Origin of the sequence: Marinicrinis sediminis (assembly GCF_042685085.1) — a bacterium.
Lineage (GTDB): Bacteria > Bacillota > Bacilli > Paenibacillales > KCTC-33676 > Marinicrinis > Marinicrinis sediminis.
The window spans coordinates 13,143-34,790 of the sequence record NZ_JBHUMM010000044.1 but is presented as its reverse complement, the minus strand read 5'-3'; the positions used below and the strand labels follow the sequence as shown (position 1 = coordinate 34,790).

Annotated in this window: 20 protein-coding genes and 1 riboswitch; of the genes, 13 read left to right on the top strand and 7 right to left on the bottom strand. The window is 47.8% G+C overall.

The annotated features are described in order from the left end of the window. The first annotated feature begins 116 nt into the window (after window positions 1-116). Both ACFSUC_RS17965 and ACFSUC_RS17960 read left to right on the top strand, forming a co-directional pair. The gene (locus tag ACFSUC_RS17965; protein ID WP_379931025.1) at window positions 117-407 is read left to right on the top strand and encodes a hypothetical protein; all 291 of its coding nucleotides are present in this window, start codon (window positions 117-119) and stop codon (window positions 405-407) included. Window positions 408-589: 182 nt separating this feature from the next. Next, window positions 590-1,291 (top strand): hypothetical protein, encoded by a 702-nt coding sequence (locus ACFSUC_RS17960; protein ID WP_379931024.1) that lies wholly within the window; start codon window positions 590-592, stop codon window positions 1,289-1,291. Between the two features lie 76 nt (window positions 1,292-1,367). On the opposite strand, the gene ACFSUC_RS17955 is transcribed toward ACFSUC_RS17960, so the two are convergent. From ACFSUC_RS17955 to ACFSUC_RS17940, 4 genes are all read right to left on the bottom strand, one after another. Beyond that, the gene (locus ACFSUC_RS17955) at window positions 1,368-2,753 is read right to left on the bottom strand and encodes a cryptochrome/photolyase family protein (RefSeq protein WP_379931023.1); all 1,386 of its coding nucleotides are present in this window, start codon (window positions 2,751-2,753) and stop codon (window positions 1,368-1,370) included. A gap of 145 nt (window positions 2,754-2,898) precedes the next feature. Continuing rightward, window positions 2,899-3,384 carry a C40 family peptidase gene (locus ACFSUC_RS17950; RefSeq protein WP_379931115.1) on the bottom strand — a complete coding sequence of 162 codons (486 nt, stop codon included), beginning with the start codon at window positions 3,382-3,384 and terminating at the stop codon, window positions 2,899-2,901. A gap of 9 nt (window positions 3,385-3,393) precedes the next feature. Further along, a riboswitch (cyclic di-AMP (ydaO/yuaA leader) is annotated at window positions 3,394-3,530 on the bottom strand. Window positions 3,531-3,627: 97 nt separating this feature from the next. Then, window positions 3,628-4,476, bottom strand: a complete 849-nt coding sequence (locus ACFSUC_RS17945; protein ID WP_379931022.1) for a hypothetical protein — start codon at window positions 4,474-4,476, stop codon at window positions 3,628-3,630. A 28-nt stretch (window positions 4,477-4,504) separates the two neighbouring features. After that, window positions 4,505-6,505 carry a M1 family metallopeptidase gene (locus ACFSUC_RS17940; RefSeq protein WP_379931021.1) on the bottom strand — a complete coding sequence of 667 codons (2,001 nt, stop codon included), beginning with the start codon at window positions 6,503-6,505 and terminating at the stop codon, window positions 4,505-4,507. 214 nt (window positions 6,506-6,719) lie between these two features. On the opposite strand from ACFSUC_RS17940, the gene ACFSUC_RS17935 reads away from it, so the two are divergent. Further along, the gene (locus ACFSUC_RS17935) at window positions 6,720-7,238 is read left to right on the top strand and encodes a YwhD family protein (protein WP_379931114.1); all 519 of its coding nucleotides are present in this window, start codon (window positions 6,720-6,722) and stop codon (window positions 7,236-7,238) included. Window positions 7,239-7,424: 186 nt separating this feature from the next. On the opposite strand, the gene ACFSUC_RS17930 is transcribed toward ACFSUC_RS17935, so the two are convergent. Beyond that, window positions 7,425-7,952 (bottom strand): SMI1/KNR4 family protein, encoded by a 528-nt coding sequence (locus tag ACFSUC_RS17930; protein ID WP_379931020.1) that lies wholly within the window; start codon window positions 7,950-7,952, stop codon window positions 7,425-7,427. A 170-nt stretch (window positions 7,953-8,122) separates the two neighbouring features. Further along, window positions 8,123-10,114, bottom strand: coding sequence for a transglycosylase domain-containing protein (locus ACFSUC_RS17925; protein WP_449288693.1), 1,992 nt, complete (start codon window positions 10,112-10,114; stop codon window positions 8,123-8,125). A 375-nt stretch (window positions 10,115-10,489) separates the two neighbouring features. Here ACFSUC_RS17925 and speE point away from each other — a divergent pair, with 375 nt between their 5' ends. The 9 genes from speE (at window position 10,490) to argS (ending at window position 19,326) form a co-directional block, all read left to right on the top strand. Continuing rightward, on the top strand, window positions 10,490-11,320 hold the full coding sequence (gene speE / locus ACFSUC_RS17920) for a polyamine aminopropyltransferase (RefSeq protein ID WP_379931018.1): 831 nt from the start codon (window positions 10,490-10,492) through the stop codon (window positions 11,318-11,320). A 49-nt stretch (window positions 11,321-11,369) separates the two neighbouring features. Then, window positions 11,370-12,239, top strand: coding sequence for an agmatinase (gene speB, locus ACFSUC_RS17915; RefSeq protein ID WP_379931017.1), 870 nt, complete (start codon window positions 11,370-11,372; stop codon window positions 12,237-12,239). A 206-nt stretch (window positions 12,240-12,445) separates the two neighbouring features. After that, on the top strand, window positions 12,446-13,171 hold the full coding sequence (gene sigI / locus ACFSUC_RS17910) for an RNA polymerase sigma-I factor (RefSeq protein ID WP_379931016.1): 726 nt from the start codon (window positions 12,446-12,448) through the stop codon (window positions 13,169-13,171). Next, complete coding sequence (locus tag ACFSUC_RS17905; RefSeq protein ID WP_379931015.1) at window positions 13,168-14,889, top strand: anti-sigma-I factor RsgI family protein; 1,722 nt, start codon at window positions 13,168-13,170, stop codon at window positions 14,887-14,889. The genes sigI and ACFSUC_RS17905 overlap by 4 nt, the downstream gene beginning before the upstream one ends. Before the next feature lie 58 nt (window positions 14,890-14,947). After that, window positions 14,948-15,262: a hypothetical protein gene (locus tag ACFSUC_RS17900; protein WP_379931014.1), complete on the top strand. Its 315-nt coding sequence runs from the start codon at window positions 14,948-14,950 to the stop codon at window positions 15,260-15,262. Window positions 15,263-15,266: 4 nt separating this feature from the next. Beyond that, on the top strand, window positions 15,267-15,581 hold the full coding sequence (locus ACFSUC_RS17895) for a hypothetical protein (RefSeq protein ID WP_379931013.1): 315 nt from the start codon (window positions 15,267-15,269) through the stop codon (window positions 15,579-15,581). A gap of 28 nt (window positions 15,582-15,609) precedes the next feature. Next, a complete protein-coding gene (locus tag ACFSUC_RS17890; protein ID WP_379931012.1) occupies window positions 15,610-17,043 on the top strand; it encodes an S-layer homology domain-containing protein in 1,434 nt (477 codons plus the stop codon). Window positions 17,044-17,230: 187 nt separating this feature from the next. After that, window positions 17,231-17,653 carry a DUF1934 domain-containing protein gene (locus ACFSUC_RS17885; protein WP_379931011.1) on the top strand — a complete coding sequence of 141 codons (423 nt, stop codon included), beginning with the start codon at window positions 17,231-17,233 and terminating at the stop codon, window positions 17,651-17,653. Then, the gene (argS, locus tag ACFSUC_RS17880; protein ID WP_379931010.1) at window positions 17,650-19,326 is read left to right on the top strand and encodes an arginine--tRNA ligase; all 1,677 of its coding nucleotides are present in this window, start codon (window positions 17,650-17,652) and stop codon (window positions 19,324-19,326) included. The genes ACFSUC_RS17885 and argS overlap by 4 nt, the downstream gene beginning before the upstream one ends. A 10-nt stretch (window positions 19,327-19,336) precedes the next feature. On the opposite strand, the gene ACFSUC_RS17875 is transcribed toward argS, so the two are convergent. Next, window positions 19,337-20,494 (bottom strand): S8 family peptidase, encoded by a 1,158-nt coding sequence (locus ACFSUC_RS17875; protein ID WP_379931009.1) that lies wholly within the window; start codon window positions 20,492-20,494, stop codon window positions 19,337-19,339. Window positions 20,495-20,879: 385 nt separating this feature from the next. Between ACFSUC_RS17875 and rpoE the strand changes: the two genes are divergently transcribed. Beyond that, entirely contained in the window at window positions 20,880-21,452 is a 573-nt protein-coding gene (rpoE, locus tag ACFSUC_RS17870) for a DNA-directed RNA polymerase subunit delta (RefSeq protein WP_379931008.1), read from the top strand. Window positions 21,453-21,648: the final 196 nt, after the last annotated feature.

The following is a 21,648-nucleotide window of genomic DNA, read 5'->3' as shown; positions in this document are numbered from 1 at the left end:
ACAATGGCCAGGAGATCGGTTTTATTGGGGCAATCAGAGCTGGATTGGCTTGCTCCGCCGCTTGCAGTGTGGTAAAAGTAAAGCATAGATCTGCAGCATGAAGGAGTGAACTTGAATTGGGCGTTAAATTTGGCAGGGAATATTCAGATATTCATCAGGAACTGGCTGATGCCATTCGTCAGGTGGAAGGATTTTATGCATTTTTTGAAATGGAGCGCACAGACTGGGAAGCACAGACCGAGCAAGAGCAGGCTGAACTGGCCGGCACACTGGCTGATGACTTGTTTTATGCGCTGGGAGAGGACCCCGTCATTGAAATTGGGGAAGGAAAACTGGTGTATGACCGCTCGAAGCACGTCATTTGTGTCGAGCAGCAGGATACGGTTCAGATCGTCAGACTCGTTTAAATCGGTGTTTCGCATGACCTCATAACAGGAAATGAACCTCGCTCCTGACAAGGGCGGGGTTTTGTTATGCATAAACGAATTTCGACTGGGAAAAAATTCAAAAGCAACTTTCAACCCGCAGACCGCGTATCCATATATAGTAGAAAGGCCACGGAAAGAGAAGGACTGGAAGGAGAGAGAGCATGAAGGTGAAAAAATGGCTAGTCCCGTTGGGGCTGTGCTTGATCCTGAGCCTGCTGCTGGCAGGATGCGGGAACGAAAATGAGGGCAATGAATCGGCCAATCTTCCTGGTGAGGATTCCACATTGAATGTGATTGGTGGAGATTCGAATACGAATGAAGAGGTGCCTGCTGATGATGCAGGGGAAGAACAACTGAGTACAGAGGAGCAAGTCATGCAGGCTGCGGGCGAAGTGTTACCTATTCTGGCGGATCAGCAGATCGATCAACTGGTAGAATGGGTTCATCCTGAAAAGGGCATACGCTTCAGTCCCTATGCTTATGTCAATGTAGAGGATCATCAACAGTTCAGTCCGGAAGAGCTCATGCAGGCGTGGGAAAGCAAGGAGAAGCGGGTGTGGGGCTCTTTTGACGGAAGCGGGGAGCCGATCGAACTGACGGTGGAAGCGTATATGAAAACCTTTGTCTACGACGCTCCGTTTCTGGAGGCCGATGATGTCGGCTACAATCACCGGATCGGTCAGGGAAATACCGTTAATAATGCCTTCGAAGCTTATCCGAATGCCAATCTTGTGGAATACCATATCGCAGGAATGGATGCGTCACTGGAAGGAATGGACTGGCGCAGTCTCAGACTGGCTTTTGAAAAACACGAGGGAAGCTGGTATCTCGTAGGGATTATTCATGACCAGTGGACCATTTAGCAGCATGCAAGTACGTATACACGTGTGCATATATCTGTGAACATACCGCTAAGGAGAAGAGCTGGGCAGCCTCTCCTTAGCGGTTTTCTTGTTCAGGATTCGATTTTGCTTTGCTGAGGATGCCCTTATATACTTCAATGGCTCGGGCGCGGGAGTTTTTCAAGTCCACGATCGCACGTGGCTGGGGCAGATGAATATCTCGGTCCGGTAGCGCAGCCAGATGAGGCAGCCATTTGCGGAGATATCGACCGTCGGGATCGAATTTCTGTGACTGGCTGACCGGATTCATCACTCGAAAATAGGGGGAGGCATCATAGCCGAGTGAAGAAGACCACAGCCATCCACCGCGGTTGAGGGTGTTGTCATAGTCCGCCAGCTTGTAACGGAAGTAGGTTTCCCCCAGTGGAAAGGGACAGAGCAGATTTTTGGTGAAAAACATGGCGGTGATCATGCGCAGTCGGTTGGGCATTTCTCCGGTTTCATTCAGTTGGGTCATGGCCGCATCTATAATCGGAATGCCGGTCTGTGCAGTGGCCCATGCCTGAAAATGATGATCGCTCAGCTGCTCCAAGTCATAGTGCTTCTCGTACTCGAAGTAAAAGGGGTCCAGCATGGCCTGGTACAGGTAAAAGTCCCGCCATGCCAGTTGTCTGCGCCAAACACTGTGCGCTGGATATTCCATCATTTGCTGATACACCTCGCGGATGGAAAGGGCCCCCACATTGAGGTGACGGCTGATTCCGCTTGTAGCCTCTTCATGCCCATACCGATCTCGTCTCTGTTCATAATGGAGCAGTGCTTCATCGAGAAAAGTGGTGAGTCGTTCTTCGGGTTGCAGCCGCACGGCTTCCGGTTCCATTTGCTTGAGCGTTTGTTCGAGGGCTTCAGGCATCTCATAGGCGTGGAGCCGAGCATCGTGCACATGGAATGAGGCGGGATGGAGGTGCCGGATATGGGTCGTGTAGGGAGCGGGTGTGTACGTATGCATGTACGCGCTCCATTTATTGAAAAAAGGCGTAAAGACCTTATAAGGTTCGGTGCGATGGGCATAAGACTGGAAATCAGCAGGGTCCATGAGCAGATGATCGAGGAGGAGCGTCCATCTGGCTCCCTTGCCCTCTACCACTTTCTTTAATTCACGATCGCGTTGCTTACCGTATGGGGTGACATCACGATGGGCGACGACCTCGCCTGCTGAAGTATGGTCCAGAACCTCTGCGATGATGTCTGCTGGTGAGCCGTACAGGATATAGAATGGATGCTTCCATTTCTCATAGGCCTGCTTGAGGGCTGTCAAATGCAGCAAAAAGTTGCGACCGCTGTGCTCATTTGCACGGTTTTTGCGAAGTAGAAAGGGGTCAAGAATAAACAGATGAATGCTCGGCTGGTTGGTACGAACGATATACTCGAAGGCAGCCAGATCCTGGACTCGCAAATCACGTCGATGAATAAAAATAATCAACTGGGCATCCCCCTGTTCGTTTCAGTGTCCTACGCTAAGGGTAATGGAAGAAGAGAGGAAATACAAATAAAAAAGCACAGTTCGGGAACTGTGCTTTTCGGCCTATGCCATACATGCATATAGGTCAGATATAAAGGGTGCTGGGTCAGCCAGCTTGTTTTGCGTCTTTTTCCTCTACATCTATGGCGATGCGCTCATAGTAATAGAGCCCGAGAATACGGCGGGATTTTACATATCGCTTGGCATAGTAATCTTCATTCATACTGCTGATCATCACACCGCTGTTGGAAGCATGTGCAAACTGATCATTTCCAAGGTAGATGCCCACATGGGAGATACCCTGTCCGCTCGTATTGAAGAATACCAGGTCTCCGGCCCGCATATTTTCCTTGGCTACCGGATTGCCTTTGTAGGACTGCCCTTTGGACCAGTGCGGCAGTTCAATGCCAAACTGGGCAAATACATATTTCGTAAAGCCGGAACAATCGAAGCCATCCGGGTCTTCGCCGCCCCATTTGTAATCAATGCCAATCAACTTGTTGATTTCTTCTTCCAGTGGAGAGGCTGCACTTGCCTGAACAGAAAAAGCAAACATAAATACAAATAAAAGCAGGATGATGCGACGAGACATTTTCAACACAAATACCCCTTCCATTGCCTGCGAGGTTAGCTGATGGGTTCGGTTGAAGGTTCCCTATGACGATACATGCTGCGTCGTCAATTCACCCGGAGTGGTTCCCCCGCTTCCCAATTAAGGGAATTCGGCATGCTTCAATTTTAGTGTGACATAAGGGTATTCGCTTTGAAAGCCTTTTCTCCTGCTTTCAACGACAATTTTTTTATTTTTTGCTTCGTTTTCATGCCTTGCGCTTCATTATTTTTCTATTTTTTGTATCCATAGGGAATAGTGGCTGCCAATTTCCCAGAACCGAAACAGTACACGCACGAGATGGAAGCATTGATAGAGGATCAGCGCCATGAATCCTGCCATTACCCAGGAAATGAAATGCGAGGCGCCCCAGATGAAGATCATGGCCGTAAGCAAGATTAGGCTGAGCGGGAGCAGACGATGAAGCAGTTGAATGAGCATGACACCGCCCTGCAGTAGACGGATACCGCTTAACAGCCGAAGCTGATTATACATGAAGAGGACGGACAAGCTGAGTACATAGAGGATGTAGAGCGATAGCGAAAGCCCGATCTCCTGGAAATAGCTGCTCCAGTCCGCCTGTCCCTCCAGCTTCTGCATCCAGTGTGGATACAGGAAATAGAGGGGAGCGATGGATAGAATGATGCGCAGCAGGTAGTACATACTGAAAATCTTGCCGTATCGATTCACCCCGGTCAGAAATACCCGCTTCTCTCTCGCCTGCACGTGGGCGCGCGAATGCATAACCTGCCCGGTCTGATAAAACGTGTAATAAACGCCAGCATGGATGAGAGGGGTTACTAGCATACGCAGCAGGAGCACGATACAGAAAGTCCATACATAGGGCATAATCAGATCTGTCTTGGTCAGCTGGAAATGGAACTCCAGCCAAAACAGGCGTGTATCCACATGAGAGAGCGATTCGCCCGGATATCGGACCAGCAGGGAAGCCACGATGGCATGCCAGTATTTATAGAGAAAAAACCCCCAAACAAATGAGTAAAGATAACCTAACAGGACAAGCCCAGGATGCTTGCATGCCAGACTCCAGCCTGTCTTCAGAATTCCTTTCAATGGTCTGCACCTCCAGTTCAATATCGCTTTACCAGGCAAGCAGTCCTAGCAGTGTTTCATACAGTTGTGAGGCTGATGTGGTCCATTTTGTTTTTGACGCGTTGTCGATTTCCGCATGCATGAAGTTGTTCACACGCTTGTTCTCAAGTGGCAACTGATAGAGTGGATCAATCGCGACCCATTTCAGCGGTGATTCTGAGGTGAGAGAAAACAGGCCTTCTTTCTCCTGTCCGTCCCAAATCTTCACCACGTCCTGTCCGTCCTCAAAATGAAACAGGATGGATACTCGTTTGACCGTTCCGCCTTTCCGTTCAATCTTCACCATGGATTCGTAGGCGGAAGTGTCCTCTGGATGAGGATGGGTCTGAATGCTGGCTACACGGAAGTCAGACATGTGAGAACCGTAGACATATTGCTCGAAAAACGGGTTCCAGTCCTGATCTGTGACGCGTTCGAGGATACGCTGAAAACTCTGGGTAGACGGGTGCTTGAATTTCCATTGTTGAAAATAGGTGCGAAGCACCTTCTTCATCTGTTCCGCCCCGATGTCTTTCTCGATTGCCAGTAAAATCAATTTGCCACGGGTATATACATTCTCTGCATAATGGCGGTGACTGTCATAGGCCCAGCTCTCCTGCTGCATAGGGGCCGGCTGCGTCATGTATAGGGCTTCAACCGGGGTTGGCGGTACCATATCGAAGTCTTGTTCCATGACCTTGTCCTCGGCATAGGAGGTAAAGGCTTCATCCAGCCAGGCTTCTTCGAATTCATTGCTGGCGACCATGCCATACCAATACTGATGGCCAATCTCATGTACGATGACCCGCTCCAGTTCATATCCGGGGTTGTCAGATTCTGCTCCCCACGCTGTAATGAGGGTGGGATACTCCATGCCTCCTGCTCCTTTTCCTTCTTCTGGCGGAACGACAATGGAGAGCGTCGAATACGGGTAGGTGCCATACCAGTTGCTGTATTGAGAGAGCGCACGTTTGGCCGCAAACAGGTAGCGATCCTTCAGGTGTTCGTGTGCAGGGTCCAGGTAGAGCTTGATTTTCACACCGGGGATGGCCTTTGCGGAGAATGGTTCTTCCACATAAACGAAGTCCGGGGATGCCGCCCACGCAAAATCATGCACGTCATCCGCATAGAAATGATACACTTTCCGTTTCGCTGTCAACTGGGTGCGGGAAGCGGGAAAACCTGTTGCTGCCACGATGTATTGGGAAGGTACATCAATTTTTACATTGTAAATACCAAAATCCGCATAAAACTCCGAGTTGCCATGATATTGATGCAGATTCCATCCTTCTGTTTCTCGTCCACGGGTGCCTTTTGTCTCATATGCGGCGATTTTGGGAAACCATTGTCCAGCCATGATGAAATCATCCGCGTAACCCATTCTTGCATATACCGCTGGAAGCTGTACGTGAAAGGACATCTTGAGCCGCAATTCTTCGCCAGGCTTTAACGGATCGGACAGTCGAACCTTGAGCAGGGTATGATCGTGCGGGTTGCCATCATCCGGCTGCACGTATTGAACGCGGTGGATAATCTCATCGCCGTTTTCCTTCAATGAAGTCAGCTGGATGCCACCGAATGAAGCGTCAGTGACCTCCTCATTGCGAAGTTTTCCGCCGGATTCCCGGTAGAAGGTCGTCTGCTCGGATTCGAAGGCATTGGCATACATATGCAGATAGACTTCTTTAACCGGTTCGACACCCGGATGTTTCCATGAAAGAGTCTGTTGTCCCTGCAACGCTTTCTCTTCTTCATCCAGCTTCACTTCAATATGATATTCAGAGACTCGCTTGCTCAGCGAGACAGGCTTCGGCTTCTCGGGCTTCACCTGGGCATCGGGAGTCAGTTGAGACTGAGCGGGTGATTTGCCTGCGTCGGGAGCCAGGACGCTCAGAGCTGGGCCTCCTTGCGAGGAAGGGGGCTGGAATAAATACGTGAGAAAGGCAAAGGTGAGAATGAGCGAAGCAGCAGGAACCATGAAGGCATACAGCCAGGAATTACGTGTTTTCATTGATTTCACCTCATTGACAAGCATCTGCCCTATATATATGCAGCTTGTCAATCGAATAGTCATGTCCGCCCGGAATTGAGCCCATCTCGCTCTGGAGATGGGATTCGGCATTTGGCCCGGGATTATGGTAAGATAAGTACGAATACAAGGATGGCGTCCCTGTATGCAGGGAAGTATCGCCGAAACACGGGATATCATGGAAGGGGCATTATACATGGACAAACAGGACAAACAGCCTGCAAAAAAGAAGCTGTCGCTGAATATTGTTTCAAATAAAAAAGAGCATAAAGGCTTTGGTGCGGGAAGCGTGGACCTAAGCCAGGTTTCCAGTATCATTATCGATGGTCCCGATGCGTATGTAGACCTTGGTGCCATGCATGCAAAAAGCAAAGTGGAGCGCGGAATCAAATTTTCAACAGACTTGTCCGAGGTACCGAACGGGAGAACATGCTGGATCGTATGGGTCGCAGTGGACCGGACTGAGGAAGGAACGTATTACGCCGGATTAACAGCGAGTGAGATGAAGATCGACACCGAGGCCAGAAGAGGATGGAAGGTTCTTGCCAATCATGTCAACTTGATGGATAAGGCCATGAAGAGAAAGTATGTGCTGAACGGCTTGAGTGAAGAGGAGAGAGCGGCGCTCAAGGCGGCGTTGATCAAGAACAATCAGGAAATGTGGGAGCGTTCGCCGGAGGAACTGAAGAGTCAGCTGGAAACGGAGACGCAGTAAGCCTTTATTTTCTATGGCGATTATGTGTCAGCCGTTGTATGATCCGGGAATATCTTATACAATACGGGTAGATGTTGCACATCTACACACTAGGACACAGAAAAGAGGCAGACGCGCTTGCGACTGCCTCTTTTCTAATTGTGGGCTCACGCCATACAGGCTATGGAAACCTTCGCTGTCAAGGAGTTAATCCAAAGAAGTCAAAGTCCAAAATTTCTCCCCGTGGGTTTCCAGAAAGCGCTCAAACCACTGCTCGAAATTCATGTGCAGCGGTCTGGCCTCAGCAAAATCGTCCAGCATGCCTTTGACAAGGATATAATGGGGTTCCCCTTGTGCATGCGCTTCTAGATCAATGACAAGATCGTCTTGGCAAAAGTAACCGATCTTCAGATATTGGTCCTCATTTTCATCTTCCTCATAAGTGTACAAGACGATCTGATCGATAGAGTGCAAATAATTTTCTCCCCCATATGACGGGTGATCGAAGAGACGACAGCCGTTGCAATACAAAAGGAAGCTACGGTAATCTTCCGGAAGTGAATATGCCAGATCGCGCTCAAATCGAAGCAACTTCTCATTGGATAGTGGCTCATGGAATCGGAAGGTAGCAGGATGCAAACTGCCGTCATCATATGGAACCGTCAACACACCATCATTTTCAGAGAGCCTGATTTGGAGATTGTTTAAAATCGTGTTCATTTTACTGTTTTTCATTTCCCCTCACCTCATTAAGCATTCCTCACCATCCTATTAAAGAGAAATTGAGCTGATGCCATCATTTAACAATGAAGCACAGATGGTTTAATAGAAAATCTGTTCATTATAGTAAATAATACCATCAAATTCATAGATAATGCTATCATGATCGCGATTTTGGACGATGCTTAATCATTCCACCACCGTTTCACATCTTCCCACCAGGAGCTGTGTGTCTCTTCTTCCACAGGCGGCGGAGCGTCTTCCTGTTCAGTTGCCTCCTGGACGTGGGCCAGGCAATATTCGGAAGGCTCAGTGCCCCGCACGAAGGCTTCCAGTCGGGTGTGAGGACAATCGGGTGTGGCGAGTAGTCCGGTTTCGGCATCGACATATACATGAACGACTTGCTTCGGTACCGGAAACAGTTTGGGTGGAATCGCCTCCAGCACTTTTTCCGTGAACTCCGCGAAGATGGGTGCAGCGAGCGTGGATTCGACGCTGCTGATGTTCCGGCCTTGATCATATCCGACCCAGACGGCTGTGGACAGTTCGGGCGTATAGCCTACCATCCAGGCATCACTGTCCGTCGTTCCGGTCTTGGCTGCGACTGGACGCTTCAGAAGATGGGCGACTCGACTGCCTGTCCCCCCGCTGTCAAATATCCCTTCCATTAAGTAAGTCAGGACATAAGTATAAGCGGCCTCCACCACTCGGACCGGTTCTGGCTGTGCTTCATACAACACCTGCCCGTTCGCATCTTCGATGCGCCATATCGCGAGGGGTTCAGCGCGCACGCCCTGATTGGCCATGACACCGAATGCAGAAGCCATTTCCAGCGGGCTCACAGGAGAGGTTCCGAGTGCGAGCGACGGAAGCGGCTGAAGGGGGCTGTGAATCCCCAGGTTGCGTGCTGTTTCGATGACTTGATTAGGGCCGGTTTCCATGATGGTATGAACGGCGTATATATTGTCAGAATGAGCAAGGGCATAGCGCAAATCGACCGCTGTGTTTGGGTATTTGTCAGCAAAGTTGCGAGGCCGATAAATTTGTCTTCCTTCATCATACGGAAAGGCGGTAGGCTCGCTCTTGAAGGTTGTGGCAGGGGAGAAGCCAGGCTGTTGCAGGGCCGTCAGGTAAACAAAGGGCTTGAAGGAAGAACCGGGTTGTCTGTTCTGACTAAGCACCCGATTGAACTGGTTCTCTTCATAGTTCTTGCCTCCCACCATCGCACGAATATGGCCGTTTCGAGGGTCGATGGCAACGAGTGCGCCCTGCAGATCTTCTCTCTCTCCCAAATAACGCTGGACAATCTCTTCGGCCGCATGCTGTGCCTGCAAATCGAGGGTGGTGTAGATAACCATGCCGCCTTCTTCGTATCTTTTCTCAGGAATGCCGATTTCCTGAATAGCGACCCTTTTCACATAATCACGAAAATAAGGAGCTTCCGACGGCTGGGAGGATGAAGCAAGTGGTTGAAAGGTCAGCGTGTCTTGCAAGGCAGACTGACGTTCTTCATCGGTGATGTAGCCATGCTGCACCATTTTGGACAGAATGGTGGCCTGACGCTGCAACGCATTTTCTTCATCCATATAAGGGGAATAATACTTGGGTCCTTTGGGCACACCGGCCAACAGGGCGCTCTCGGCCAGAGACAGCTCCTGGGCAGATTTGTGGAAATACATTTGCGCAGCTGCTTCAATCCCATAAGCGGCATGACCGTAGTACACCTGATTCAGATACATCTCCAGAATTTCTTCCTTACTATACTGCATCTCTAACTGAATGCTGTAGACGGCTTCCTTCATCTTGCGGCTCCATGTCTTCTCATGAGTTAAGAACAGATTGCGAGCCAGCTGCTGAGTAATGGTACTCGCTCCCTGTGTTTTTTCCCTGCTCTGCAAATTCGCAGCAACCGCGCGGGCCACCCCTTTCACATCGAAACCGACATGGTCAAAAAAACGATGATCCTCAATCGCGAGCGTGGCCTGGATCAGGTAGGGAGATATTTCATTCAGCTTCACCATCTTGCGATTTTGTCCCGAATAATATTGATCAATCAGCTTACCATTTACGTCTAAAATCTGGGAGGTCTGAGGGATATAGGCGACGGGGAGTGCCTGTGTTCTTAAATAAAGAAGAAAAACGCCGAATAAGACTACGAGAGCGATGAAAGTATACATAGTGAAAGAGAACCACCATCGGATTCGGTGAAGGGGTCGTTTCGGCGATTTTGATCGGGAAGGGGTGTGCGAATTCATTCTGCATTCACCTGCACTTTCTTGCCTTTGTTTTCCTCTCTGTATCAGTATGGAATAGCCCGGGGACAGCTATACCTGCAAGAATCAATCCATTCAAAAAAGTCAGGCGTGCAAGGGATGAAATGGAATGAAAAAAATAGGGTCTGTACGAGTGAAAATGATTGCTTTTTTGCACAATTGCACTATAATACAAGGGGATGTAAGATCATTGTCAAATCCATCCACTGATCTCTTGTGGACAGGCATGTCGCGATGAAAACAGACAGACTGAATTTAGATGAAAGAAGGAATGAACAAATGGAACTTTGGTTCACGGAGAAGCAAACCGAATCTTTTGGCATCACTGCGAAAATTAAAGAAACGCTCGTCACTGAGAAGACGGACTTTCAGGATTTAGCTATTATTGATACGGAAGAATTCGGGCGCATGCTGGTATTGGACGGAATGGTCATGACCACTGTAAAAGACGAATACGTCTATCACGAAATGGTGGCTCATCCTGCCCTATACACACACCCTGATCCTAAGCAGGTTTTGGTTGTAGGCGGCGGTGACGGAGGGGTCATTCGTGAAGTGCTGAAGCATCCAGGCGTAGAAAAAGCTGTATTGGTTGAGATTGATGGAAAAGTTATTGAATACTCCAAAAAGTATTTGCCTGAAATTGCAGGGGAGCTGGACAATCCACGTGTTGAAGTGATTGTTAACGACGGCTACATGCATATTCATGATCATAAAAATACGTACGATGTGATTATGGTAGACTCCACTGAACCGGTTGGTCCGGCGGTAGAGCTATTCTCCCGTGGTTTTTATCAAGGGATTTATGAATCGTTGAAGGAAGACGGGATCTTCGTTGCGCAGACGGATAATCCTTGGTTCAAGGCGGATCTCATTCGAAATGTAAACAAAGACGTTAAGGAAATATTCCCGATCGTACGGGTGTATGGAGCCAATATTCCAACTTATCCGAGTGGTCTGTGGACCTTTACAATGGGCAGCAAGAAGTATGATCCGCTCGAAGTAGATGAGAACAGCATCCCTGAGATCGAAACAAAATATTATTCTCCTCGTTTGCACAAGGCGGCCTTTGTTCTGCCTAAGTTCGTAGAGGATCTGTGCAAATCATGACAAATAGACAGTTTTCACCTGTCATCATCTCGAAAAAGGGAGCGATCCGATGCGTTTAGATCAAGCTTATTCAGGAAATGTGTTTATCGCCAGCAGCGAAGACTATGCCTCCTCTAAAGCGGTACTCTACGGCATGCCGATGGATTTTACCGTCAGCTTTCGTCCGGGCACGAGATTCGGGCCTGCCCGTATCCGGGAGGTATCGATTGGACTGGAGGAATACAGTCCGTATCTGGATCGCTGTCTAGAGGAAATCGGCTATTTTGATGCGGGTGATTTACTGCTGCCATTCGGAAATGCCGAGCGCAGCCTGGAGATGATCGGGGATTATGTGAAGAAGTTGCTGGAAGAGGGGAAAATGCCTTTCGGACTGGGCGGAGAGCACTTGGTCAGCTGGCCGATTATTCGGGAAATGGCAACCAAGTATCCGGATCTTGCGATTATTCATATCGATGCCCACGCAGATCTGCGTGAGCAATATGAAGGCGAGCCGCTCTCTCACTCCACACCGATTCGCAAAGCAGCTGAATTGATTGGTGGCAGCAACATTTATCAGTTCGGTATTCGCTCGGGTGCGAAGGAGGAGTTTGACTACGGTCGCAAACATGTGAACTTCTATCCGTTCGATGTACTGGAGCCACTACAGCAAGTGCTGCCATCCTTGGCTGGCCGACCTGTGTACGTGACTATCGATATCGATGTGCTGGACCCGTCCTGCGCACCAGGAACCGGAACAGCAGAGGCTGGCGGCATTACCTCCAGAGAGCTGCTGCATGCGATTCATGCCATCGCCAAGTCAGACGTGCGAGTGGTGGGCGCTGATCTGGTTGAGGTGGCTCCTGTCTATGATCCAACGGAGCAGACACAGATTGTGGCAGCCTTGCTAGTTCGGGAAATGCTGCTTGGATTTGTGAAGTAAGAAGATTACGGTTAAAGATTCGGGCGGAAAGAATGAAAGATGTATCTCCATTACAGCGAGATGCATCTTTTTTTTGTTGTGGCTTCGATTTACTTATTTCATCAATCCCTTTCTCCGATAAAATGGATGTAGCGATTATCATAAAATACAATCACTACCCACATAAATCATCTAACCAACACGTATATACAGAGGGATGTGAAATTATGGAGCCGTACATAGCGGACATGCTGCGCAAGGCGAAAAATGGAAGTGCTGACCATCGGCATACGATGATTGAGCATTATCGTCCGTTTATTATTCGGGTAACTTCTCATTTATGCAAGCGGCATATCGCCTGGCAGGACGATGAAGCGAGCATCGGTCTGATCGCATTTAATGAAGCGATTGACCGCTATCAGTTTCAAGGTGGCCGCAGCTTTGAAAGTTACTGTTACTTAACGATACAAAGTCGTTTGATCGATGAATTCCGCAAACAGAAGAAGTACAGGGAGCTTCATTCCCTGACGATGGAAAATGATAATGAATATGAGTTGTCTGAAGCAGAACTTCAGTCTTCCATGGATATATACATGCGAAGTCATACGGCGGAGCAACTGGCCTACGAACTTCAGCGGTATGATGAAGTTCTTCAGCAATACGGCATTGACTTGGAAGAGTTGGAGAGTTGTTCGCCTGATCATAAAGATACGAGAATGAAATTGATTCAAATGGCCAAAGCGTTTATGCAATATCCGGACTTACTGCAAAAGTTAACACTGAAAAAAAGATTACCAATCAAGGAAATGCTGGTCTATTCGGATGTAAGTCGGAAGACACTGGAACGGAATCGCAAATATTTGATCGCACTCATTGTGATGTATAGCTCTGATGAATTCAGTCACATTCGTCATGCAGTTTCGATCGGAGAACGGAAGGAGGGATCGATGTGAACGGAATCGTAATGAAAATAACCGACAAGCATATCGTCTTGCTAAGTGAAGACGGGAAGTTTCGAAATATTCCACACATTAATCCCATGCCTCAATTAGGTGACAGTATTCCTGTTCCAGAGATCGTGAAGCAACCACAAAAGAAAAAACAGCCAGTTAGACGATATCGAACATGGATAGCAGCAGCGGTCTTCATGTTCATTCTCTCTGGTTTAGCTATGTTTGCATGGCAGGATTCAACGGACAAGCCCACTGTCCTCATAGCGATAGATATCAACCCGAGCATGGCATTGTGGCTGGATGCAGATGAGCAAGTCATAGATGTTAATTTCCTTAATGAAGATGCGGCGAGATTGGTAGACAAGCAAGATTTGCTAGGTGAGGAGATCCAGCATGCTTTGGTTCATATCATCGATGAATCAGAGGAAGAGGGGTATTTGCATCCTTTACGGACAGACAGACGCATTTTGTTTTCTGTTGTAGCCATGACAGACGACCTGAAACCACCGGGAATCGAACTGTTTCAATCGGTGGCCATGGAGCACGAGATGGAGGTTTCGTACGTAGATGAAGAAATGTATACAGAAGCAGAACAACTGAGTTTGTCTCTGAATAAATATAGGGTTTATCAGACCGCCGCTGAAATGGGCGTGGAATTGAACGTAAATGATCTGCGAAAACACAGTATTCACGACGTTTTGCTTCAAAGCGGGATAGATCCAGACCAGTTCTTTTCAAAGCATACGGGATGGAACGCAGTTCCTTATCTGAATGAATCGGAAGCCCGAGATTCTGAGAAAGCCACTCCATCTCATATAAGAACCGGTACAGAAAATGATCTTCAGCAGGAAAGAAAGGACAAGCCTAGACCGGATTCCAGCAAGAAACAAGCAGCAAATCCTAACTTGAACAACAGCTATAGCCCTAATCAAAAAAATGAGGCGAATAAAGAAAAGGTTGAGATCGTACCACCGACAAAGCAGAAGCGTGATCCGCATAACCCAACAAAGGAAAACGTATTAAAAGAAAACAAAACCACCAAAGGGAATCGCGAACCTTCACAGGATAATCAGAAGGATGATGATTCATTCATTCATGAAAAAACAGAAGAGAATGCAAGCAAGAAAAAACCAGACAAACAGAATGAAGAACGGAAGCCAATAGAACCTGCAACCGGATCTCAGGATAAACAGGAGAAGGAAGAGAAGTCAACCGAGCAGGTTCCAGAAAAGGGTCAGCAAGAAGGAAAGCGTACCCAGAAGCCAGACAAAGAGAAAGCCAACGAGAAAGACATTCAGGATTCGGGACAAGACCCAGAAGAAGAGCAAGAGACCGAGGAAGAACAGGAGACAGAGAAAGAACAAGAGATAGAGGAAGAACAAGAGACAGAGGAAGAACAAGAGACAGAAGAAGAGCAAGATACGGAGGAAGAACAAGACATAGAAGAAGAACAAGACATAGAAGAAGAACAGGAAATAGAAGAAGAACAAGAAACAGAGAAAGTACAAGAGGCAAAAGAAGAACAACAGTCAGAGGAAGAACAAGACACAGAAGAAGAGCAAGATACAGAAGAAGAGCAAGAGATAGAGGAAGAACAAGAGATAGAGGAAGCTCATGAGAGTGAAGACAATCAAGAGATCGAAGAAGAGCAAGAAGGGGAAGACGACGAGAACGAAGACGATGATGATGAGGAAGACGAAGAAGACGATGACGATTGATGTGGATGGCGAAGCCAATAAAGTGAGGTAAGAGAAATACCCCCAGAAAAACAGGAGGGTGAACGTACAGCCCATTATCAAGAAAAATGTGGAACCAGTAATAAAGGTGGTGCATGAAAGGAGAGAGGTTATGTCACTAGGTAATTGTAAGGCTTGTGGGAAAGTGATCTTGTTGGAGCGGGATCGAAGAGAACGCTGTGCAGACTGTGAAAAAGCGCAACAGATCGAATTCAGGAAAATCAAAGACTATTTGCTGGAACATCCCCAGACTACATTGATGGAATTACAAAGCAATCCGGAAATGTCACTCCACATGATTCAGGCATTTATGAGGGAGCAGGAGCTCGAACACACCAGAACAGAAAGTAGATGAAATTATGGCCACCCATCCAACCATCCAAACTTACGTGCAAGACTTTTTGCAATTGCTGAACAAGGTCTCTGATGACAAATACGGCGTACAACCCGTCATGGATTTTTTAATTGAGTGCCGACATGACAAGCAGGTCTTGCCAATGGCAGAGTTTATCACCATATTGAAATACAAAAAACCGTTTCTATTCTATACGATTAAATCCGTCATCTCCTCGCAAAGTCCGCTGCATCTCATTATGCAGTTTGATATGGACTATGATGTGGCGATGAATCGACTCGGAATTGCAGAACTTCAATTGTATCAGCCTTCAAATTGAGGATGAGGAGAAAGGAGTTGCTCTTTAGATGAAAAGAGGTAAAAAAATCGGGCTATTATTCGTCATGACCCTTATGTTGTTCAGTATCGTGCTACCCCTAAATGCAGAAGAGCATGCAGCATCGCAAAGAACGGAAGAGGCACGAAACATGGTAGAGGATTTTACTTTTGATGATATGGAGGAGGCTGAATGGGCCTCGGAGTATATGATCAATATGAAAGCCAACGAAATTCTGTCTGGTTACCCCGACGGGAGCTTTCGACCGAATCAACCTGTCAAGCGTGTAGAGGCCATTGTGACGGCAGTCAGGCTCATGGGACTAGAAGAGGAAGCAAAAGAAAGAGCTTCAGCTTCAACCTCTCTTTTCTTTAAGGACGCCAAACTCATTGATCAAAAGTATGCATGGGCCAAAGGGTATATGCTAGTTGCGCTTGAACAAGGGCTGTTCCATGAATCCGAAGAAAAAATGGAGCCTGGCAAACCGGCAAGTCGACTCTGGGCGGCCAGTCTGCTTGTCAAAGCCTTGGGGCTGCAATCTGAAGCATTAAGTCAGATGACGACATCTCCGGAATTTACCGATGTTAATGCGGTTCCTGCAGGTGCGCTGGGTTACATCAATGTTGCAGTGGAATATGAGATTGTGAGTGGATATCCGGATGGCACCTTTAAACCTCATAAAAATGTGACCCGGGCTGAAATGGCCGTGTTGTTGTCTCGTGCGAGAGAAGGGTTTCTTGAACAGTCAGGGGCGAACACGATTCAAGGAGAGATTATGAAAGTGGAGTGGGTACAATCCTCCACTGTCACTGAAGAAGTATACCATTCATCACCAGAAGGAATGCACCTTGCTCTAACCGTACAGATTGATCAGGGTCCTTTATCTACCTATACGGTTCCTTCAGATCTTCTGGTGCAATTTAGAGGCCGGTACATGAATGCGGATCAATTGTTGGCAGGGGATCGGGTGGTTCTCGTTGTAGAAGGAGAGAGCATCATTGAAGCGGTTGTTTTAAACGAATCCGATGCTGGCGGTGAACATCAAGTTGACAGTCCACTTTCAAACGGGATTCTGTCCTTTAAATTAGAACTTGAATACGGTGCTGGGCAAGAGATCGAACTGGCTTACAAGGATAAGAAGGGAAAACTTTCGGCAAAGATTGAAATGGGTGAAAATAGAGAGCAGAAAGATGACGAAGCGTTGCAGCAGATGTTGGATTATTTGGCTGAAATGCAACTGTCTGCTGATATGAACCGAGATGATCTCCTGGAAGCGGTTCTTCGTTCTCTTGATATCGAATTGGAAGAAATCAGCGAATTGGAGTTGACGGTTCAATTTACAAATGGCAAGAAACTGAATATTGAACTCGAAGCGGAAGAAGATGAAGAAGACGAAGATGAGCATGATGAGGAAGACGAAGAAGAGGAAGAACATAGATCGATGAAAAGAAGCAAGAAAATATAGTTCAAAACGGGCAGGAAGGCTCCATAGTCTTCTCTTGGACTTTCCTTTTACCCTCAGATCGGATTAGCCACTTCTGTGAAATGGAGTGGCTATTTGTCATTTCCCGTGAACCTCACCCCGGACATATGTAGAAAAGGGACAGAAGCTGTGCTAAAATATGAGAATCTTGAAGTCAGGAGCGGATATTGTGAAAGCAGAGCCAGCGTCGATCCAATTGCATATTGAGAGCAGACAGGGTGAGGAGAGCGTGCGCCAGCAGCTTCAAGGTACCCGCTTCCAAAAAGCCAGCGCATTATATCTCCGTTATGAAGAGTCCGACCCTGCGATGGGGCAGACGATGACCACGATAAAGATCAATGAGACCCAGATCAAAGTGATTCGACATGGCGATATTGAATCGGAGCAAGTGTTCGAGGAGCAACAGAGTCACAGCGGGTATTATCAATTTGCACACGGGAAACTGCTGCTGAGAACGGAGAACGTGCAGATTCGAAACGAATTGAATGAGGGCAAGGGCTCTGTGGCCTGGTCCTATGATCTGTATTCGGAGGAACAGCATGTCGGACATGTAGACATACAAATACACATTCAGGAGGATTCACAAACATGAGTATACTCGGACAAGTCAAGCAAACCCTCATCCAGCAGATTCATCAGGCGGTGGATGCAGCAGCGATCGTCGATTCCACCGAGATTCCGGACATTCAGCTTGAGGTGCCAAAGGAAAAGGAACATGGAGACTTCTCAACGAATATCGCAATGCAGCTTACCCGCATGGCCAAGCGAAATCCCCGTCAGATTGCAGAAGCCATTGTGGCCAAATTCCAGACGGGTGAAGCGGGCGTCTCCAAGATAGAGATTGCAGGTCCCGGATTCATTAACTTTTACATGGATCGCTCGTATTTGCACCAGGTGCTGCCTGAGGTGCTGTCTCAGGGCGAACAGTTCGGACGGAGCCAATTTGGAGAAGGCATGAAGGTGCAGGTTGAATTCGTCAGTGCAAATCCAACGGGCAGTCTTCACCTTGGTCATGCGCGTGGCGCAGCCGTCGGTGACACGCTATGCAACATACTGGATTTTGCCGGATATAAAGTGAGTCGTGAATATTATATTAACGACGCAGGCAACCAGGTATTGAATCTGGCTGCCTCGATTGAAGCCCGGTACCTGCAGGCGCTTGGCCATGAGGCTGAAATGCCGGAGGACGGTTACCACGGTGAAGATATCAAGCAATTTGCGGAAGAGTTGAAAGCAGAAAAGGGTGAGGAGCTTTTGTCTCTACCAGCTGAGGAGCGCACCGCCTTTTTCCGTCGTTATGGATTGGAGAAAGAACTGGCGAAAATCAAGCGGGACCTGGAGCGCTTCCGTGTTCCATTTGATGAGTGGTACAGTGAAACTTCCTTGTATGAAAGCGGCAAGACAGACGCCATTCTTCAAGAACTCGATGAAAAAGGTCAAACCTACGAACAGGATGGAGCCAAATGGCTGCGCACGACGGATTATGGGGATGACAAGGATCGTGTTCTTATCAAAAATGACGGAAGCTTTACGTATCTGACCCCGGACATTGCTTATCACAAGGATAAATTCAACCGTGGCTTTGAACGATTGATCAATATATGGGGAGCGGACCATCATGGCTACATTCCAAGAATGAAAGCAGCGATGGAAGCGCTTGGCTATGCGCCAGAGCAATTGGTTGTGATTGTGTCGCAGATGGTGAGCTTGTATCAAAACGGGGAAAAGGTGAAGATGTCCAAGCGTACCGGTAAAGCGGTAACGATGGAGGATCTGATGGATGAGGTAGGTGTGGATGCCACCCGCTATTTCTTTGCTATGAGAAGTACGGACTCCCATCTTGATTTTGACATGGATCTTGCGGTTTCCCAGTCCAATGAAAATCCGGTCTTTTATGTTCAGTATGCCCATGCGCGTATCTGCAGCATATTCAGACTTGCGCAAGAACAAGGGATCGTCTTGCAGTCAGATTTGGAACCCGCTGTTCTGGCCCGACTCGACAAGGAACCGGAATATGCCTTGCTAGACAAGCTGGCACAGCTGAAGGAAGAGATCGAAGCGGCTGCGGAGCAGTTGGCTCCGCATCGCATGGTTCGATATGTGTATGAACTGGCCACCCAGTTTCACAGCTATTACAAGGCAGAGAAAGTCATCACGGAAGATGCACAGCTCACACAGGCCAGATTGGCATTGGTTAAATCGGTTCAGATCGGCTTGACCACGGTACTAAAGCTGATTGGTGTTTCCGCACCGGAGAAGATGTAACGAGTCTCATTTATTTGCGTTTCTGTTTTCGCTTTCTGCCATATCTCACCGCTCTCAGGGCTTGAATTTCGCCGGAGAGCGGTTTTTTGGTTTTCATATTCAGGGGAAGAGACGTACGCTTTAGCCGAACGCGCACCTGCCTCATAGTGAGAGAGGGCTTGATCGAGAGCAAAAGAGCAATGACACCGCTCACATGCGCGGTCGCCATCGACGTGCCGCTAAGTTGAAAATAGCCTTCGCGCAGCCAGGTTGATTGAATCTTGTCACCGGGCGCATAGATGTTGACTGCTTTGCTGCGGTTGCTGAATTTGGCGATTCGGCGATCCTTGTTGGTGGCGGATACCGAGATGGTTTCCGGAAACTTGGCGGGATAGTCGATGTCATTTTTGTTGCCGTCATTCCCGGAAGAAGCCACGATAATACAACCCGCATCGGCTGCTTTGCGAATCGCGTATTGCAGCGATTCACTGTGTTCCTTCATGCCAAAACTCATGTTGATAATGTCCATCTTCTGCGAGATGCACCATTCCAGTCCCATGATAATGTCCGAGATGTAAGCGGAGCCATGATAATCGAATGCTTTTACGGGATAGATGTGAGCATGGGGAGCGACGCCCGTCATGCCGTCCGAAGCGGAAGAGGCGGCGATGGTTCCGGCAATATGTGTACCGTGTCCGTTGTCATCGACAGGCAGCTGATAGCGGTGAAGGACATTGAAGCCTTTCTGCACCGCTTGTTTCAGGTCAGGATGATAATAGTTGATGCCGGTATCGATCACGGCGATTTTGACCCCTTCGCCTTTTGCTGTCTTCCATGCTGCCGGTGCTTTTATATGCTGGATGCCCCAGGGAATGTTTCGTTTTGACGGTCTGTTTTTGTCGGATCGGGGCAGATCATGTACCATGGCTTTCCTGTCTGATTCAGCCTTGATTTTCACGGGTAACTGATCGATAGGGATAGACGGATGCAGGGGAAACAGGAAGGAGTGGATGAGTCCCAGTGGGTGGATTTGCTCTAGGGTCTGATAAGAAGGCTGCATGCGCTGGAGCGTGTGTTGGAATCGCTGGAACTCAGATGGATTGGTGAAGCGAATGATTTGTCTCCTGGACTGCCCTTTCTTTTTTTTGAGAAGGGAATGAGTATGCTGTAGTAGACGCGTGTAGTCCATGATGTTCCCTCCCGAGCATAGAATCTGCAATATTGTATGAGCGGCGAGAGGGAAGAGATTGAGTCACAAGCCTCTTTTTGGAGAAATGGGCCTGTAACTGTATCATAACGTCCCGTGATTTCGTACTATGGAAGGGAAGATTAACGGGCTTTGTTCATATACGGTTGCGGCCGTTGTCAGCCCGGGGATACAGTCCTGCGGAGTCGATCGACTCCGCTCTTTTTGTCAGAATGGGGTACGGGCCTGGTATAGAAAAACGTCGAATGGTGCAGGTTGGATCATAGAGTTGCAATTTTGGATAAAATAAGGTTTACTTAAGGATGAATATTTACATACTTCCATGATGAGACGTCAAAATTTATGGAATCGAAAGGACGTGTAGAGCTTGAGCAGCAAATACACATTGAAGGTTACACCGGAACAAGCCCAAGAAATGCCGATGGTTGATCTGGCTTTCCTTATATTAAAAAGCGCCAATACGCCATTTTACTACAGAGATTTAATGGATGAGGTTTCGAAGATTAAAGGCATTTCTGAAGATCAGGTGATGGATGTCATCGCCCAGCTTTATACCGAGATTAACATTGATGGACGGTTTGCCTGTGTAGGCAATAACCTGTGGGGACTCAAAAGATGGTATCCGATTGACAAGGCCGAAGACGCGGTCAACACCAATCGCCCTCGTATCATCAACGATGAGGATGACGATGAGGAAGATACAGATGAAGAGCTGTACACAGAAGAAGACAATGACAAAGAATATGACCGCTCCAATAATGATGACGATGACGAAGAAGAGTCCTATGATATGGATGATGAAGAAGTGGACGATGATCTGGACGAAGAAGAGATCGAAGAACTGGATGAAGACATGATGGATGAAGAAGATGACGATGATGATGATGAAGAAGATGAAGAGGATTTGGGTGAAGAAGAGGATTTTGACGACAAGGACTAGACGCTTCATTCTCGTCCTTGACACCGATATCAACAGAGAGTAAACTATTGCATGGGCTAAACAAGATGAAAATCGTGAATAATCAAGCATAGATGCGAATTTTCTTTTTTGATTTGGATTAAAGTGCCTCGTTATGTTTAACGGGAGTGCTTTATTTTTTTTAGAGCTGGACTCATCCCCGAAATAGGTGGACAGA

Coding starts and splice junctions, on each gene's coding strand:
- ACFSUC_RS17890 (WP_379931012.1), top strand. CDS start 15,610: ATGAAAAGAGGTAAAAAAATCGGGCTATTATTCGTCATGACCCTTATG.
- ACFSUC_RS17875 (WP_379931009.1), bottom strand. CDS start 20,494: ATGGACTACACGCGTCTACTACAGCATACTCATTCCCTTCTCAAAAAA.
- ACFSUC_RS17960 (WP_379931024.1), top strand. CDS start 590: ATGAAGGTGAAAAAATGGCTAGTCCCGTTGGGGCTGTGCTTGATCCTG.
- ACFSUC_RS17940 (WP_379931021.1), bottom strand. CDS start 6,505: ATGAAAACACGTAATTCCTGGCTGTATGCCTTCATGGTTCCTGCTGCT.
- ACFSUC_RS17935 (WP_379931114.1), top strand. CDS start 6,720: ATGGACAAACAGGACAAACAGCCTGCAAAAAAGAAGCTGTCGCTGAAT.
- ACFSUC_RS17925 (WP_449288693.1), bottom strand. CDS start 10,114: ATGTATACTTTCATCGCTCTCGTAGTCTTATTCGGCGTTTTTCTTCTT.
- sigI (WP_379931016.1), top strand. CDS start 12,446: ATGGAGCCGTACATAGCGGACATGCTGCGCAAGGCGAAAAATGGAAGT.
- ACFSUC_RS17895 (WP_379931013.1), top strand. CDS start 15,267: ATGGCCACCCATCCAACCATCCAAACTTACGTGCAAGACTTTTTGCAA.
- argS (WP_379931010.1), top strand. CDS start 17,650: ATGAGTATACTCGGACAAGTCAAGCAAACCCTCATCCAGCAGATTCAT.
- ACFSUC_RS17950 (WP_379931115.1), bottom strand. CDS start 3,384: ATGTCTCGTCGCATCATCCTGCTTTTATTTGTATTTATGTTTGCTTTT.
- speE (WP_379931018.1), top strand. CDS start 10,490: ATGGAACTTTGGTTCACGGAGAAGCAAACCGAATCTTTTGGCATCACT.
- speB (WP_379931017.1), top strand. CDS start 11,370: ATGCGTTTAGATCAAGCTTATTCAGGAAATGTGTTTATCGCCAGCAGC.
- ACFSUC_RS17930 (WP_379931020.1), bottom strand. CDS start 7,952: ATGAAAAACAGTAAAATGAACACGATTTTAAACAATCTCCAAATCAGG.